General features: G+C 54.7%; 15 protein-coding genes. 10 read left to right on the top strand and 5 right to left on the bottom strand.

What is annotated here, in order from left to right:
- Nucleotides 1-3 precede the first annotated feature (3 nt).
- Nucleotides 4-1206, top strand: a complete 1203-nt coding sequence (locus AC0L7R_RS00405; protein ID WP_473658264.1) for a class I SAM-dependent RNA methyltransferase — start codon at nucleotides 4-6, stop codon at nucleotides 1204-1206.
- A gap of 104 nt (nucleotides 1207-1310) precedes the next feature.
- A complete protein-coding gene (locus tag AC0L7R_RS00400; protein ID WP_473658263.1) occupies nucleotides 1311-1787 on the top strand; it encodes a L,D-transpeptidase family protein in 477 nt (158 codons plus the stop codon).
- Here AC0L7R_RS00400 and dalA read toward each other — a convergent pair.
- A complete protein-coding gene (gene dalA, locus AC0L7R_RS00395) occupies nucleotides 1778-2374 on the bottom strand; it encodes a divisome-associated lipoprotein DalA (protein WP_348108618.1) in 597 nt (198 codons plus the stop codon). The genes AC0L7R_RS00400 and dalA overlap by 10 nt on opposite strands.
- 164 nt (nucleotides 2375-2538) lie before the next feature.
- Between dalA and AC0L7R_RS00390 the strand changes: the two genes are divergently transcribed.
- Nucleotides 2539-3129: a L,D-transpeptidase gene (locus tag AC0L7R_RS00390; RefSeq protein WP_247129466.1), complete on the top strand. Its 591-nt coding sequence runs from the start codon at nucleotides 2539-2541 to the stop codon at nucleotides 3127-3129.
- A 266-nt stretch (nucleotides 3130-3395) separates the two neighbouring features.
- The gene (locus tag AC0L7R_RS00385) at nucleotides 3396-6050 is read left to right on the top strand and encodes a BspA family leucine-rich repeat surface protein (RefSeq protein WP_473658262.1); all 2655 of its coding nucleotides are present in this window, start codon (nucleotides 3396-3398) and stop codon (nucleotides 6048-6050) included.
- Nucleotides 6051-6125: 75 nt separating this feature from the next.
- Here the strand turns inward: AC0L7R_RS00385 and AC0L7R_RS00380 are convergent, their stop codons facing one another.
- The 3 genes from AC0L7R_RS00380 to AC0L7R_RS00370 all read right to left on the bottom strand — a co-directional run bounded on the left by AC0L7R_RS00380 (nucleotide 6126) and on the right by AC0L7R_RS00370 (nucleotide 8847).
- Entirely contained in the window at nucleotides 6126-6725 is a 600-nt protein-coding gene (locus tag AC0L7R_RS00380; RefSeq protein WP_348109010.1) for a DUF6778 family protein, read from the bottom strand.
- 153 nt (nucleotides 6726-6878) lie between these two features.
- Nucleotides 6879-7964 (bottom strand): ferrochelatase, encoded by a 1086-nt coding sequence (gene hemH / locus AC0L7R_RS00375; protein WP_348394222.1) that lies wholly within the window; start codon nucleotides 7962-7964, stop codon nucleotides 6879-6881.
- A gap of 64 nt (nucleotides 7965-8028) precedes the next feature.
- The gene (locus AC0L7R_RS00370; protein ID WP_473658261.1) at nucleotides 8029-8847 is read right to left on the bottom strand and encodes a methyltransferase domain-containing protein; all 819 of its coding nucleotides are present in this window, start codon (nucleotides 8845-8847) and stop codon (nucleotides 8029-8031) included.
- 28 nt (nucleotides 8848-8875) lie between these two features.
- Here AC0L7R_RS00370 and AC0L7R_RS00365 point away from each other — a divergent pair, with 28 nt between their 5' ends.
- The 5 genes from AC0L7R_RS00365 to AC0L7R_RS00345 all read left to right on the top strand — a co-directional run bounded on the left by AC0L7R_RS00365 (nucleotide 8876) and on the right by AC0L7R_RS00345 (nucleotide 11943).
- On the top strand, nucleotides 8876-9592 hold the full coding sequence (locus tag AC0L7R_RS00365) for a double zinc ribbon domain-containing protein (protein WP_473660458.1): 717 nt from the start codon (nucleotides 8876-8878) through the stop codon (nucleotides 9590-9592).
- A gap of 33 nt (nucleotides 9593-9625) precedes the next feature.
- On the top strand, nucleotides 9626-9883 hold the full coding sequence (gene grxC / locus AC0L7R_RS00360) for a glutaredoxin 3 (RefSeq protein WP_348109013.1): 258 nt from the start codon (nucleotides 9626-9628) through the stop codon (nucleotides 9881-9883).
- Nucleotides 9880-10710 (top strand): nitrilase-related carbon-nitrogen hydrolase, encoded by an 831-nt coding sequence (locus tag AC0L7R_RS00355; RefSeq protein ID WP_473658260.1) that lies wholly within the window; start codon nucleotides 9880-9882, stop codon nucleotides 10708-10710. Before grxC ends, AC0L7R_RS00355 begins: the two co-directional genes overlap by 4 nt.
- Nucleotides 10710-11150, top strand: coding sequence for a MarR family winged helix-turn-helix transcriptional regulator (locus tag AC0L7R_RS00350; RefSeq protein ID WP_247129455.1), 441 nt, complete (start codon nucleotides 10710-10712; stop codon nucleotides 11148-11150). Before AC0L7R_RS00355 ends, AC0L7R_RS00350 begins: the two co-directional genes overlap by 1 nt.
- Before the next feature lie 115 nt (nucleotides 11151-11265).
- Entirely contained in the window at nucleotides 11266-11943 is a 678-nt protein-coding gene (locus AC0L7R_RS00345) for a type 1 glutamine amidotransferase domain-containing protein (RefSeq protein ID WP_348109015.1), read from the top strand.
- Between the two features lie 53 nt (nucleotides 11944-11996).
- Here the strand turns inward: AC0L7R_RS00345 and ubiG are convergent, their stop codons facing one another.
- Nucleotides 11997-12746: a bifunctional 2-polyprenyl-6-hydroxyphenol methylase/3-demethylubiquinol 3-O-methyltransferase UbiG gene (gene ubiG, locus AC0L7R_RS00340; protein WP_473658259.1), complete on the bottom strand. Its 750-nt coding sequence runs from the start codon at nucleotides 12744-12746 to the stop codon at nucleotides 11997-11999.
- A gap of 64 nt (nucleotides 12747-12810) precedes the next feature.
- Here ubiG and pip point away from each other — a divergent pair, with 64 nt between their 5' ends.
- Complete coding sequence (gene pip / locus AC0L7R_RS00335; protein ID WP_473658257.1) at nucleotides 12811-13800, top strand: prolyl aminopeptidase; 990 nt, start codon at nucleotides 12811-12813, stop codon at nucleotides 13798-13800.
- The last annotated feature ends 46 nt before the right edge of the window (nucleotides 13801-13846 follow it).

Genomic DNA, 13846 nt, shown 5'->3' with positions numbered 1-13846 from the left:
TTCATGGCAATGATCGAAGGGTTAACCCACCTTGGCATGGGTAAATTGGACGACGGGCGCACATTGTTGCCGCGCGTTTTGCCGGGTGAAGAGGTCAATGTTGATCAAGACGGCACAGTCCGGATTGTTACGCCATCTGTCGATCGCGTGTCGCCGCCGTGCCGCCATTTCAAGACCTGTGGTGGGTGTGCGATGCAACATGCCTCTGACGATTTTGTCGCCGATTGGAAGCAGGAAATTGTGCGCAAAGCCATCGCTGCGCAGGGTCTAAACACGGTGTTTCGCGATATTGCGACGTCGCCTGCCCAGTCGCGACGGCGTGCAAAGTTTGCGGGTCAGCGCACGAAAAAGGGCGTGATGCTGGGGTTCTACGCGAAGGGAACGGATACGATTATCGCGGTGCCGGATTGCCAGTTGATCACACCAGGTTTGCACGACGCGCGTGCGGCGCTTGAGGCGCTGATCATGTTCGCGGCATCACGTAAGTCGCATGTGTCGTTCACCGTGACCGAGACGTCAGTTGGCCCTGATATCAGCGTTGAGACGGAAAAAGAGTTAACGTCGCAATTGCGGATGGATCTTGCGGTGTTCGCGCAAAAGCACGGCGTGTCGCGGCTTGTCTGGCAAGACGAAGTGATCGTGACGATGAACCCGCCTGCGCAGGACTTTGGTGGTGTGTCCGCTGTACCGCCTGCTGGCGCGTTTCTGCAGGCGACAAAACATGGCGAAGCGGTTCTGCGTGATGCGGTGATTGAGATTACCCAAGGCGCGAAAAGCATCGTTGACCTGTTCGCTGGGTCCGGCACCTTTGCGCTGCCGTTGTCTAAAATGGCTGAAATCCACGCTGTCGAAGGCGAAGCGGATATGATCGCTGCCCTTGATCGGGGGTGGCGCGAAGGCAAGAACCTGAAGCGCGTGACGTCTGAGACGCGCGATCTTTTCCGCCGTCCGCTGGAACCTGATGAGCTGCGGAAATTCGACGCGGCTGTCATTGATCCCCCGCGTGCCGGTGCTGATGCACAAATTGCGACGCTTGCGGCAAGCGACGTCAAGGTGATCGCGATGGTGTCGTGTAACCCTGTCACCTTTGCCCGCGACGCAAAAATGCTTGTTGCACATGGCTTTACGCTTAATTGGGTGCAGGTTGTTGATCAATTCCGCTGGTCGCCACATGTTGAGGTTGTGGCAAGCTTCACGAGGAAGTGAAGATCAGTTTGACGAAGGCGCTATGGTGGCGCAAATATAGTGCATAATATCCGGCAAAACGGCAGCAGACCGACGGTGGGCAGATGACAATTTCTAGGCGAACAATGGTAGTAGCTCTGGGCGCCGCGGCGCTGACCGGCTGTTCTACAACTAAATTCCGGACGTACAGCGGGCCACCCGTGACCCGCATTCAGGTATTCAAAGGGCAGCGTCGTTTGCAGTTGCTCAATGGCGAACGTCTGCTGAAAGAATATGATTTCGAGCTCGGTTTCGCACCTGCTGGTCACAAATCGTTTGAAGGCGACGGTCGGACGCCCGAAGGCGCATACCTGATCAATCGCCGTAACCCGAATAGCCGTTATCATCTGTCTTTGGGCATTTCTTACCCGAACCGTAACGACATCGCCTATGCGCGGGCGCATGGATTAAGCCCGGGTGGTGATATCTTTATTCACGGCACGCCCAATCCATTGTCGAACGAAGATGATTGGACATGGGGCTGTATCGCCGTGACGAACGACGAGATCGAAGAAATCTACGCGATGGTCCGCGATGGGACCCCGATCTACATTTATCCCTGAAAAGTACTGCCTGCGACGGGTGCGCCAAGCGGACGAATGTCGACGGCTGCTGGCGCTTGGAACGCACCTGGTGCCGTGCCGACGCTGAGCGTCCACCAAATTTTGCCGGCGGGTTCTTGATACCATGCAAAACCGATGCGCTGGGCTGTTGGGTCTAGGATCACAGCACGGCTGTCTTGGTCTTGGGTCCATGCGGCAAGCGTTTCTAGTTCGGTTTCGTAGGATTCCGAAATGACTTCGCCAACAAGACGTCCAGAGAACCCAGCTCGACGTGCCCGATCAAGTGGTGATGATCCGTCAGACCCGAACAGCCATGGCCGGTTCTGCACGGACATGTCCCGCGAATGGGTTGCGGCAGATGCGATCAGGTTCGGATCAAGAGTGACAGGCGTCACACCCGCTGCTTGGCGCAGCGCGTTGATGCTGTCTTCCATACGGAATTGAATGGCATCGACGTCGTTTGCCCCGATTTGGTAAACCGTCGGTAGTGGCAAGCCATCCGGGCCGATTCTTGCGACTGGTGTACCACCAGAACAAGCGGCCAAACCAAAAGCTGTCAGTCCTAAAATCAATTCGCGTCGAAACATGGGGATACTCGCGTTAAGAATGCCTTGTCTTAGCGGCATTCGCACAACACCGCAAACACCGTTCAGCAACAGTTTGCCATTATGACACATGTTTGATTTGCGCGAACGGGGTAGAATACCTAAGTCTACATCACATTATTTTGTATTTCACGGAGCGCGAGACCATGACGTCCGACTTCAAGTCCCTTTCCCGCCGCGGGTTTCTTGCGGCAACTGCAGCCACCGTTGGCACAGCCGCAATCGGGCAGACGAACAATTCGACTGAGATTGAAGGCGTGATTGGTGGTGGTGTGACACGTAACACGGCATCGTTCCGGTCGCTTGATTGGCGTCCCTATTTCCAAACGTTGGCTGGCGGTGCGATCCTGTGCGATCTGGAAAGCCGTGCGTTGCATTTCTGGTCCGAGGATCAAAGCATTTATAAACTGTATCCGACGTCAGTTCCGCTGTCAGAGGATCTGACGCGTCGCGGCCGCACAGAGGTTATTCGCAAGGTCGAAGGTCCGTCATGGGCCCCGACACCTGCGATGCGTGAACGCAACCCTGAATGGCCTGAACGTATTGGACCGGGTCCGGACAATCCGCTTGGCACACACGCGTTGTACCTAAGTTGGCAGTATTACCGAATCCACGGCACCCACGACACGCGCAAGATCGGTCGTCGGTCGTCAAATGGCTGCATCGGTTTGTACAACGAACACATCGCGGAATTGTATGGCTTGGTCGGCAATGGCGCCCAAGTGATGTTGATCTAGGATCACCTAACCGTAATTTTCTGAAGCCCCGTCATGATTGGCGGGGCTTTTTTATTGGGCGAACTGGATGACCCAACTTCTCCGTGCATTTGAGCCACATTCACAACCGAAACCCAGTGGTTGCACAAGTTTCATTTTGAAACGGACGGATTTCCACGGATACTGGCCTCATAAAAATAAATGCAGGTTACCGAAGTTATTGTTCTTAAAGAGTAAAGAACGGCAGCGTTCGGATAGGCCTGTGAGGCAGATCTTGGAGTTACATAATGAATTTGAGTGAATTGCTCATTGACGGCACAGGTGCGTCTAACGCATCCGCAGGCCCGACCGTCACAATCGCAGAACCCGTTACGGGGACATTTCGTATCGCTGCAGGGACCGGACAGGTCCAGCTAGGCTTTGCCGCATCGGACATCGCATCGACGCAACAGGTAGGTGATGATCTGATCCTGACGCTCGCCAACGGCGAAGTGATCCGGCTTGTAGATTACTTCGAGGTGTTCGAAGCGGGTGCCGGACTGGCGCTGGGTGGCGCTGCTGTGGCACTGGACAGCACCGCATTGCTTGGCGCGGCGGCTGGTGCTGGCGTTCTGGCTGCGGTTGCAGGCGGTGGCGGCGGTGGTTCCGATGACACAAGCGGTGGCGGAACCGACGGTGATGGCGGTGGTACGATCGTCGATACAACGGCACCGGATGCGCCAACATTCACGAGTTACCGCGACGATGTTGGGTCGATCACCAGCACGACGAGCACGGCTGTCACAACCGACGATACGCGCCCCGCGTTGAATATCGGTGCCAATCTGGCGGACACACCGAAGCTTTACGTCAACGGTGTTGAAACCGCAGCGACGTATTCGGCAGCCGACGGCACATTGACGCCCGATGCCCCGCTGGTGGAAGGCGAACAGACCCTTTCGGTGACACTAACCGACGCTGCTGGCAACGAGAGCGACCAAGCAGATGCGACGTTAGACGTGGTTGTGGATACAACTGCGCCAGCGGCACCCGTTGTCGTCGCCGACGGTGACAAAGCGGTTTTGGGTACCGCAGGTGCAGGTGCCACTGTTGTGATCGATGTCGATGGAGACGGCGTGCCGGATCTTGAAACTGTCGCCGACGCTGATGGAAACTGGACGATCGAAGGCGACTTTACAGTCGGGTCGACGATTTCTGTGTTTTCGACAGACGAAGCCGGTAACACCAGCGACAAGGTCGACATCACGGTCAGGCCGATGAATGAGGTCACGATTACGGGGTCAGGGGAAGCGACGGCGATCCCTGAAAATGTCAACTGGGGAAATTTTGAGGCTGGGACAAATACGATTACGTTTGAGTTCAGCCAAGCGGTCGATAGTTCTAACTTCACTGAAAGTGATATTATCGTTGCTAACGGCACACTTGTTGCAGGCAGCTTGACGGGTAGTGGCACAACTTGGACCGCAGAAGTGGTTCCTGATCTAGCCGTCGGGCATTCGAACGTCGCGGTTGATATTGCGGCGTATTCTGTGACCTCACCTTCCGGTGTGCTGAATACGGCTGGAGCAAACGAAACTAGTCTTATTTATCCGTTTTATGAGACAAGCTATCCCTATGTTTTGGATGCAGATATAACGGACTGGGACACGTCCAATCTGGTAAACATGGATGGTGCATTTTTCAATGCGAACTCTTTCAATCAGGACATAGGTGGTTGGGATACGTCAAGTGTCACTGTAATGGATGGGACGTTTCTTAACGCGTATGTATTCGATCAAGATATTGGTTCTTGGGATACGTCGAATGTCGAATCGATGTCTTACATGTTTGCTGACGCCACGGTATTTAATCAGGACATAGGTGGTTGGGACACCTCAAATGTCGAATCTATGTATGAGATGTTCAATAGTGCAGAGGAATTCGATCAAGATATCGGTGACTGGGACACATCGAGTGTTACGGACATGAACGATATGTTTGAAGGAGCTAAGATTTTCAATCAGGACATCGGTAGGTGGGACACCTCAAGCGTGACTGACATGACAACCATGTTTAGCGACACTGAAATGTTCGACCAGGACATCGGAGGTTGGGATACATCGAGCGTTAAAAGTATGCGTTCCATGTTCAGTCGCGCTGTTGCTTTCAATCAGGACATCAGCGGTTGGGATACATCCAGTGTTACGAATATGGGGTCGATGTTTAGACGAAGCAGCACATTTGATCAAGATATTGGTGATTGGAACGTCTCAAGTATCACTGAGGGGGATCGTAACAGTATGTGGCGAATGTTCGAGGACGCGACAGGGATGTCGTCTGAAAACATGGATGCGACGTTGAATGGGTGGGCCACGATTGATGCGGCTGCTGGTGAAACTGATTTGAATTCGGGTGTGGAGCTAACTGTCGCTGCATCTGCGACTGACGCGACTGCGATTCAGCATTTAGAAGAAGCGCACGGTTGGATTGTTGATGGTGTCGACCTATCTGCGATTTCTGGCACTTCCGGCGCTGACACGAAGGTTCTTGTCGCTGGGGGTGAGACGTATCACGGGCTTGGTGGTAACGACACGATCACCGGTGGTGATGGCGATGACGTGATCTTTGGTGGTACCGGCGATGATTTGATCACGTTGGGTGCTGGTGAGAACCTTGTGGTTTATGGTCACGCTGATGCGGGGGCTGATACGATCACTGATTTTGAACGCGGTATTGACGCTTTGGACGTGTCGAACCTGTTGATCGGTTACGATGACGGTGATGACATCACGGAGTGGGTCACTGCCGACGCTGATGGCGCTGGTACTGGCACGACTTTGACTGTTGATGAAGATGGCGCTGGTGCTGGTACTGCATCCATCACGATCAATTTGGATAACGTGTTGCACACCGCGACGCTTGAAGATGATATGGTCGCCGACGGCAGTCTTGTCGTTATCTAAAATGAAAAACGGCAGGGGGTTTGAAACCTCCTGCCGTTTTGCGTCTTTTCGTATCGTTGCGATCAACTGCGCTGTTTAGCGCCCAGCGGACGAGAATGACCGTCGCACGTCCGGGCCTATACCCAGCCAGCTTGCTGTGACTTGTTGCAGGTGGCGCGTGATGCGGACCTTTTGTGTTTCGCCTTGCTGGAATGCTTCGAATGCGGCTTCGCCGACGTGCGCTTCCAAGTCTGCACGAATGAATTCAGGTTCTGTCAATGGTTCGCCTGTGCGCGCATCGACCACTTGAATGCTGAAGGCGATGTTATGCACCGCGGATGGTGCTTTTGCCCGCGCGAGCGGTGTCAGTGCATGAAATTCATACAACATCACATCCAGGTTCACAGGTTTGGACCCACGCAACGGGCGTGCACCACGACGGACGCCGTCGGTTAAGATTTCCGCGACTTGCATTCTACGATCGCCGACTGGATCTTCGTGCCAAACAACGTCAGCGTTTGGTGCGTAAGAATTCGTTTCGGTCGTCGTCAGGTCGTCTGGTATCGCGACGTTAACTTCACGTACGCGCCATTTTTGTGAAACGGTGTTTTCGATACCTGTGCCATAGTCTGTTTCCCAGCTGCCGGAACATCCAGCGAGCAAAGCAAGGCATAGCGTTAAGATTCGAGTTTTCATTGGGCTCCTCCATCGGGAAAGAAATTTATTCCAATGGAGCTACCGTCCGATTCTGTCCGGAATGCGACTTTTCTACCGACAATACCCTAAAGATACGGGGAATATTCTAAAGATAGTATCATGTTTGAATGATGCGCTGGATTCGCCGAATGCCTACCGTAGCCAGCCGCGTAAGTTCCTATTGATGATCCCTGATAGTGCATTGATATGCGCCGGATCATCGTTGAGGCATGGGATATAGGTGAAGTGTTCGCCGCCTGCTTCTTCGAAGCTTTCTTTGATCTCTTCGTTGATTTCTTCCAACGTTTCGATGCAATCGGCAGAGAATGCAGGCGCGCAGATCGCGATGTTCTTGATGCCCTCTTCAGATGCCATACGCGCCACTTCTTCGACGGTGTAGGGTTTCAGCCATTCTTCGCGGCCAAAGACCGATTGGAACGTCGTGCGGATTTCGGTGTCTGCCCATCCGAGCCGTTCTTTCAGCAGGCGCGTCGTTTTCTGGCATTCGCAATGATACCGGTCGCCTTCCATCAGATAGCGGATCGGCATGCCGTGATAGGAACACACGAGCACTTCCGGCTTTTTGTCCGCCTTTGCGTAGGCGGCTTCGATAGATTTGGCGAGCGCATCGATGTAGGCCGTGTCTTCGAAATACGGTTCAACGATCCGCGCGATGGGTTGTTGTTTTTGCGCGATCAGGGCGCGGAAAAACTGGTCGTTTGCGGTTGCTGATGTGGCCCCTGCGTAGTGCGGGTACAGCGGGAAAAACAGGATTTTGGTGCAGCCTGCATCGACCATTTCCTGCACTTTGGATTTGGTGGACGGGTTGCCGTAGCGCATGCAGAAATCCACGCGCACGTCGTCACCGTATTCAGCGACCATTTTGGCACGGATCGCTGCGGTCTGCTTTTTGGTGATGGTCAGAAGCGGGCTTTCGTTATCTTCTTCGTTCCAGATGGATTTGTAGGCCGCGCCTGACGAAAAAGGCCGTTTGGTCAGGATGACTAGCTGCAAGAGCGGTTGCCAAATCCAGTTCGAGATATCGACGACGCGTTTGTCGGACAGGAATTCGTTCAGATAGCGGCGCATTGACCAATAGCCGGTGTCGTCTGGTGTGCCGAGGTTGGCCACAAGCACGCCAACACGTGCCGGTTTCACCTTCGGGTGGTCAGGCTGTGCGTGAACAGGACAAACGGCAGGGCGTTCAGATGAGGTTTCTTGTGCATCAAACATGGTCATGGCCCGTCATTATCGCGATTTGGTGGTTTATGAAATGGAATACGCGCAGGCGCGTCGATTGGACTTATTTTAGTGGTGTTTCATCGGTGCCAAGCGCATCGGCCAGTCGTGTCTTGGCGCTACCCGGTCGCAAGGGTTGCGGTTGGCTTTCTGCTGGTGCCCATCCTGTCAGCGTGATGATCTCGAAGGTGGCTGTGACTCGCTTGCCGTCTTCTGCGCGGAAGTTGTCGGCGTAGATCGTCGCGGCCTCGGTCAGCATGTTGCGGGGGGTGAAGGTTTTGATCCGGTCGGACAGTGCGTTGTTTTCACCCATCTTGCGCAAGTCGTGCATCAGGTGAAACGCGTTGGCGTAGCTGACCTGCAGGGGCGTGCCGTCTGCCACTGGCAATGCGAAACCTGCCCGTTGCAGCAAACCACCAAGGTCACGAATTTCGCCCATGGGCGCGATGCGCGGGGACAACCCGCCCGTGACGGCGATTTCCGCTTCGGCTAACGATGTCCGCAATTCGTTCAGTGTTTGCCCGCCAAAGCTGGCCGCAAGGAACAACCCGTCCGGTTTCAGTGCCCGCCGACATTGCACTAGCTGCCCTACAGGATCGTTTGCCCAGTGCAGCGCGAGCGTATGCAGGACCAGATCGTAGGTTTCGACTTCGAGCGCGAGGGTGTCGTCATCGCCCACAATTGTGGCGTCCGGATACTTTGCCGCCCAGAATTCGGGAAAGCCGGTCACAATCGCGACCTTTGTAAACGTTCTGTTAACCTCGATCAGTCTTTCCTGAAATTCGTCGGCGACGACGTCGTGCAAGAAGAGCGCGTCGGGCAAAGCCCTGTCACGGTGACGGGTCAGGGCGGTGCGGTCGGTGATATTCGGTGGCGTATCCATACGGGGGATTTAGAGCGTGCAAGCCTTAATGCAAAGTGTCGTTCGATCAATTTGTCCGCCGCAATGTGTCGCGTGTGAAACCGCAACCGAAGCCGAACATGGTTTGTGCGGCCCATGTTGGGCGCAAACCGGATTTATCAGCGGGTTGGTGTGCGACACCTGCGGGGCGCCGCAATTGGGTGAAGATCACGGAGATCGCATTCAATGCGATGATTGCATGACAATCGCTCGCCCGTGGGAACGCGGTCGTGCCGCGCTGGAATATCGCGGGATTGGCAGACGGTTGGTTTTGGGTTTGAAGCATGGCGACCGGTTAGATCTGACGTGGCCTGCTGCCGGATGGATGGCTGCGCGTGTGCAGCCGATCCTGCGCGAAGATACGGTGATTGTGCCGGTGCCGTTGCATTGGTCGCGTTTGATCAAACGGCGGTACAATCAAGCCGCAGCTTTGGCCGTGGACCTTGGGCGTCATCTGGGACGACCCGTAATTGTGGATGCGTTGACGCGGACGAAAGTGACTAAACCGTTGGATGGCGTTGGGCGCACGGCCCGCTTTGCTGCTGTGACTGGTAATATTGTTGCCCATCCGAAACGGGGTCTTTTGCTGGCCGGCAAGTCGGTTTTGATCGTTGATGATGTGATGACATCCGGCGCGACATTAGCTGCAGCAACAGAGGCTGCGCGGGAGGCTGGTGCCGCAAACGTGTCTATTGTTACTCTGGCGCGTGTGGTGAAGGATACCTAGATAGGCGCTGACCCGCACTGAAAGGATTGCCCGATGGCTAACATTGAAATGTATATCAAACCCGGTTGCCCGTATTGCCATGCGGCTGCTCGCTTGCTCGACAATAAAAAAGTCAGCTACAGCACAGTCAACATCCTCGCCCAACCCAACAAGCGCCCTGAAATGATCAAGCGTGCAAATGGGGGATCAACGGTTCCGCAAATCTTCATCGATGGAAAACACATCGGTGGCTTTGATGACCTGAACGCGTTGAATGCGCGTGGCAAGCTGGACCCGCTTTTGGCTGCATGAAAGTAGCTTTACTTCAGATCACGTCAGGACCTGATCCGGTCCAGAACCTTGCGATGGTGCGCGTTATGGTGCGCGATGCTGTCCTGCAAGGGGCCGGATTTGTCCTGACACCTGAAGTCACGAATTGCCTGACATCAAGCCGCGCCGCACAGGCCGCGGCTTTGTCGTTGGAGGGTGACGACATTACGCTTGCCGCGTTGTGCGCTGACGCCAAGGCGCTGGGCGTTTGGATTTCGATCGGGTCACTGGCCCTGAAAACAGGTGATCCGGACGGGCGTTTTACCAATCGGTCGTTCATGATCAACCCGCAGGGCGATATCGTCGGGCGCTATGACAAAATCCACATGTTCGACGTGACGGTGTCCGAGAAAGAGACCTATCGCGAATCGAAAGGATATCGTCCCGGAGATCACGCAACTTTGGTAGAAACGCCATTTGGCACGGTTGGCATGTCGATTTGTTACGATATTCGTTTTGCCTATCTCTATCGCAGATTGGCGCAGGCTGGTGCCGATATTCTACTGGTTCCTGCTGCTTTTTCACCGGTGACGGGCGCTGCCCACTGGGAAACATTATTGCGCGCAAGAGCCATAGAAACAGGGTGTTATGTCCTTGCCGCCGCCCAAACGGGCACGTTTGCCCCCGATGCCAAGCGTCCGCGCACGACGTATGGGCATTCGATGGTGATCAGTCCGTGGGGTGACGTTTTGGCCGACGGCGGTACGGATGCGACGATTGTAATGGTTGATATTGACCCTGCGGAAGTGTCACATGCGCGCAAACGCATTCCCGCGCTCACCCATGATCGAGATTTTACAGGTCCCTGATGATTGACGACTCCGATAATCTTGCTGCGACGTTATTCAGCGAGATTTTGGCGGTGGATCAGTTGGCGCGTGCCAGTGTCGCGAAGGTGTTGCCGAAGGGGATGGAGCTGTCCCATTTTTCAGTGCTCAATCATCTTGCCCATAGCGGTGTGGAACGGTCCCCCGGTGAATTGGCGCGTACGTTTCATCTGACGCGTGGTGCGATGACCAACACGTTAGGTAAGCTAGAATGGAACGGATGGGTTCATATCCGGCCCGATTGGGATGATGCGCGGCGCAAGATGGTTGCCATTTCGCCAGCGGGCATGTCCGCACGTGACGCCGCAATTCACGCGATTTCCCCGCTGATTGCCCAAATCGTCAAGGATATCGGTCCGATGCGCGTGCGCAGTACGCTGCCGGTTTTGCGCGAAATGCGACAGCGGTTGGCTGACGCCTGACCACCTGTAAATTCAAGTCGATCACGCCAACTTGATGCTGACGCAAGGTGAGGGGAACCCTTTGCCGTGCGCCGAGTTACATCCCCGAGTTCAAGAATTGGAAAGGACCGATCTTATGAAGATTTTGATGGTTTTGACGTCGCACGATCAGCTTGGTGACACAGGCAAGAAAACCGGCTTTTGGCTGGAAGAATTTGCAGCGCCTTATTACGCGTTGAAAGATGCGGGCGCAGAAGTCGTGCTTGCTTCCCCGAAAGGTGGTCAGCCACCGATCGACCCAAGCAGTGACAGCGAAGATTCCCAGACAGACGCAACACGTCGTTTCAAAGACGACAAAGATGCGCAGGCTGATCTGGCAGACACAGCTGTTTTGGCTGACGTGCAAGACGCTGGTTTCGATGCGATTTTCTACCCAGGTGGTCACGGCCCATTGTGGGATCTGGCTGAAGACGCAGACAGCATTCGTCTGATCGAGACTTTCGCGGCAAGCGACCGTCCGGTTGGTGCTGTTTGTCACGCTCCTGCAGTGTTCAAGCACACCAAGGGTGCCGACGGTAAACCACTGGTGAACGGCAAGCGCGTCACGGGTTTCACCAACACCGAAGAAGATGCGGTTCAGCTGACAAATGTTGTGCCGTTCTTGGTTGAAGACATGCTGAAAGCGAACGGCGGACAGTACGAGAAGTCCGACGATTGGGCGTCTTTTGCGATCACTGACGGTAAACTGGTGACAGGCCAGAACCCTGCATCATCAGAAGCAGCCGCAGAGCAGCTTTTGGCCCTGCTGAAGTAAATCGATTTTAACAGTAACGAGTAATGGGGCGGGCCGATTGGTCCGCCCTTGTTTTATGCAGGTTTGATCGCTGCGGTGACGTAGTTCACCGAAAGATCGCGATCAGAAATCCGCCAGTTCCACATGATCGGATTGAACTGGAATCCCTTGCGGTCCACAGGGTCCATGCCTGCGTTGCGCAGCAGGTCAAACAATTCGTTTGGCGTGATGAATTTGCTGAATTCATGCGTGCCTTTTGGCAGCCAGCGCATCACGTGTTCTGCGCCGACAATGGCCATCATGAAGCTTTTTGGATTGCGATTGATGGTCGAACAGATGTGCAGCCCGCCGGGTTTCAACAGTTGCCGACACGCCGTCAGGAACCCGAGCGGGTCAGCCACGTGTTCCACAACTTCCATGTTTAAAACAACGTCGAACTGTTCGCCGTCTGCTGCCATCGCTTCCGCTGTATTGTGACGGTAATCAATGGTTAGACCCGATTGCTGCGCGTGGATTTCAGCCACGGGAATGTTGCCCGCTGCTGCGTCAACGCCAACAATTGTCGCCCCAAGCCGCGCCATCGGTTCGCAAAGCAACCCGCCGCCGCAACCGATGTCCAAGATACGCAGCCCGTCGAATGGAGCTGGTCCGTTCAGGTCCCGCCCGAACTCTGCCGCGATTTGGCTGGTGATGTAATCCAACCGACAGGGGTTCAGCATATGCAGCGGCTTGAACTTGCCTTCCAAATCCCACCATTCAGCGGCCATGGCTTCGAATTTGGCGATCTCGGCGGGGTCTACGGTGTTGGTTGCTGCATCGGTCATATCGTGGTCCAATTCCTGTCTTCGGGTGATGGTTTCCCGTCTCAACACGCTATATAGGTCGTTTATGGACAAGGTCGTAGGTCAAAAGCGCACAGGCGCACATCTGTATCCCCCGATGGACCCGTTTAATCAGCAAATGCTGGATACGGGCGACGGGCATTCCATCTATGTGGAACAATGCGGCAATCCGAATGGGATTCCTGTTGTTGTCCTGCATGGCGGGCCCGGTGGTGGCTGTAGCCCTGCGATGCGTCGCTATTTTGACCCAAGCGTTTATCGGATTGTATTGTTTGATCAACGTGGCTGTGGTCGGTCGCGGCCCCATGCGAGCGCTATTAACAACACAACATGGCATCTGGTGGCGGATATCGAGATGATCCGCGAAGCGTTGAATATTGATCGGTGGATCGTGTTTGGCGGCAGTTGGGGTGCAACGCTGTCGCTGATCTACGGACAAACACATCCCGAAAGCACGGCCGCGCTAGTGTTGCGCGGCGTCTTCTTGATGACCCAACCCGAGCTGGACTGGTTCTATGGCGGTGGGGCTGGTCGGTTCTGGCCTGATCTTTGGGCAAAGTTCACTGATTTGATCCCAGAAGACGAACACGATGATTTTATTGCGGCGTATCACCGGCGCCTTTTCTCGGGCGATTTGCCGATGGAATCGCGGTATGCGCGCGCGTGGGCGGGTTGGGAAAACGCATTGGCGTCGATTGAATCGAACGGTTCAACTGGCGAAAGCCCGTCTGATTACGCCCGCGCCTTTGCACGGCTTGAAAACCACTATTTTGCCAACGCTGGATTTCTAAACGAGGACCAACAAATCTTGAACAATATGGACAAGATTGCAGATATCCCTGGCGTGATTGTGCAGGGGCGTTTTGACATGATCTGTCCGCCGGTTTCTGCCCACACGCTGGCCAGTAAATGGCCAAAGGGGCGTTTGGTCATGATCGGAAAAGCGGGGCATGCATTGTCCGAACCGGGCATCAGTCGAGAACTTGTGCACACGATGGATATGTTCGCGGACAAGCGCGACTTTCTGAATTTCTGAACCAGACTTTCTGAATCTCGAGGGTTTACAGCCGCGTCTGTGCCGT

Source organism: Yoonia sp. D2-7 (assembly GCF_055809435.1).
Note: the sequence above shows the minus strand (reverse complement) of the source record. Positions and strands in the feature narration are given on the sequence as shown.

Bases quoted from the DNA above. Each gene is read 5' to 3' on its own strand.
- AC0L7R_RS00405 (WP_473658264.1), top strand. From the start codon at position 4: ATGGCAATGATCGAAGGGTTAACCCACCTTGGCATGGGTAAATTGGAC.
- AC0L7R_RS00400 (WP_473658263.1), top strand. From the start codon at position 1,311: ATGGTAGTAGCTCTGGGCGCCGCGGCGCTGACCGGCTGTTCTACAACT.
- dalA (WP_348108618.1), bottom strand. From the start codon at position 2,374: ATGTTTCGACGCGAATTGATTTTAGGACTGACAGCTTTTGGTTTGGCC.
- AC0L7R_RS00390 (WP_247129466.1), top strand. From the start codon at position 2,539: ATGACGTCCGACTTCAAGTCCCTTTCCCGCCGCGGGTTTCTTGCGGCA.
- AC0L7R_RS00385 (WP_473658262.1), top strand. From the start codon at position 3,396: ATGAATTTGAGTGAATTGCTCATTGACGGCACAGGTGCGTCTAACGCA.
- AC0L7R_RS00380 (WP_348109010.1), bottom strand. From the start codon at position 6,725: ATGAAAACTCGAATCTTAACGCTATGCCTTGCTTTGCTCGCTGGATGT.
- hemH (WP_348394222.1), bottom strand. From the start codon at position 7,964: ATGACCATGTTTGATGCACAAGAAACCTCATCTGAACGCCCTGCCGTT.
- AC0L7R_RS00370 (WP_473658261.1), bottom strand. From the start codon at position 8,847: ATGGATACGCCACCGAATATCACCGACCGCACCGCCCTGACCCGTCAC.
- AC0L7R_RS00365 (WP_473660458.1), top strand. From the start codon at position 8,876: ATGCAAAGTGTCGTTCGATCAATTTGTCCGCCGCAATGTGTCGCGTGT.
- grxC (WP_348109013.1), top strand. From the start codon at position 9,626: ATGGCTAACATTGAAATGTATATCAAACCCGGTTGCCCGTATTGCCAT.
- AC0L7R_RS00355 (WP_473658260.1), top strand. From the start codon at position 9,880: ATGAAAGTAGCTTTACTTCAGATCACGTCAGGACCTGATCCGGTCCAG.
- AC0L7R_RS00350 (WP_247129455.1), top strand. From the start codon at position 10,710: ATGATTGACGACTCCGATAATCTTGCTGCGACGTTATTCAGCGAGATT.
- AC0L7R_RS00345 (WP_348109015.1), top strand. From the start codon at position 11,266: ATGAAGATTTTGATGGTTTTGACGTCGCACGATCAGCTTGGTGACACA.
- ubiG (WP_473658259.1), bottom strand. From the start codon at position 12,746: ATGACCGATGCAGCAACCAACACCGTAGACCCCGCCGAGATCGCCAAA.
- pip (WP_473658257.1), top strand. From the start codon at position 12,811: ATGGACAAGGTCGTAGGTCAAAAGCGCACAGGCGCACATCTGTATCCC.